Genomic DNA, 1327 nt, shown 5'->3' with positions numbered 1-1327 from the left:
GGGTCACAAGGTGCAAACAGGGTGAAAATTTATGCATGAGGATGGAAGCTAAACTGCTTGAATGACAGCCGGAGATTGGGCCAAGTGCGCGCCTGCGCCGTATGGGAGCTAAACTCGGCGCTGTTCTGGCGGAGACATTTATTTGTGGTGCCTCTGTGGGATATTCCAGAACAAATCCAGCCACGGGAAAGTGGAAAACGGCGAACGTCACATTCCGAAAACATAAAATGCTCATGTTTTAGCTGTACTAAACGTGGATTGCCTAAAGCGGAATGCCCTCTCATTTGGGGCTATGGGCATCGACCCTGAAAATCCGCCATGGCAACAGAGTCCCCATAGTAGTCTGCGGCGGTAATGCCGTCCACATGGCGAAGGGGGACAGTCTAATGTTCAATACACAGAAAGGACGGTGCGAGAGGCACTATGAGAGAACCGATCCATGTATTGAAAGGTATCCAGCAAAAAGCAATCGACAAAACGTACAAGTTTCAACGGCTATACCGGAATTTGTACAACCCTGAATTCTATCTGCTGGCCTATCAGAATATTGCCAAATCTCAAGGCAGCATGACGGCGGGCGCGGATGGAATCACCCTGGACGGAATGAGCATGGCGAGAATTGAAGCCATCATTGCGTCCATCAAAGACCGCAGCTACCAGCCGAAGCCTGCCCGCCGGACGTATATCATGAAGAAAAACGGCAAAAAGCGTCCGCTGGGCATCCCCTCCGCAAATGACAGACTGGTGGAAGAAGTCGTGCGTATGCTGCTTGAAGCCATCTATGAACCGGCATTTTCCAAATACTCTCACGGATTCCGACCCCACCGCAGCTGCCACACAGCGTTAAAGGAAATTCAACTGACTTTTTGTGGCATAAAGTGGATTATCGAGGGAGACATTCAGGGCTGCTTTGACAGTTTTGACCACCATGTTCTCATTGACCTGCTGCGCAAACGCATCGAGGATGAAGCCTTTCTCTCCCTGATGTGGAAGTTCCTGAAAGCGGGCTATATGGAGCAGTGGACTTATCACGCAACCCATAGCGGAACACCTCAAGGGTCTGGTATGAGCCCTATTCTTGCCAATATCTACATGAGCGAGTTAGACCAATTTATCGCACGGAAGATGCTGGAATTCCAAAGGAAGGAGAGTTACCGAAAACCCAGCAAGGAGTACGAGAAAATACACAGAAAGTACCTGTACTGGATGAAACGCTATAAAGAACTGCGGGATATGGGCCGTTTGGATGAATCGGAGCAGGCTTTGCAGACGATGAAATCCTGCCGGAAAATCATGTTTCAGACCAACGGCCACGACCCCTTTGACC

1 protein-coding gene is annotated in these 1327 nt (G+C 49.8%); it reads left to right on the top strand.

Annotation, left to right across the window (positions count from 1 at the left end; all coding sequences use genetic code 11):
* Positions 1-423 precede the first annotated feature (423 nt).
* On the top strand, positions 424-1327 hold a 904-nt coding region (locus tag D1641_RS18880; protein ID WP_243149490.1), incomplete at its 3' end, for a reverse transcriptase/maturase family protein.

The sequence above is a fragment of the Colidextribacter sp. OB.20 genome, assembly GCF_009911595.1.
Taxonomy (GTDB): domain Bacteria; phylum Bacillota; class Clostridia; order Oscillospirales; family Oscillospiraceae; genus Lawsonibacter.
Note: the sequence above shows the minus strand (reverse complement) of the source record. Positions and strands in the feature narration are given on the sequence as shown.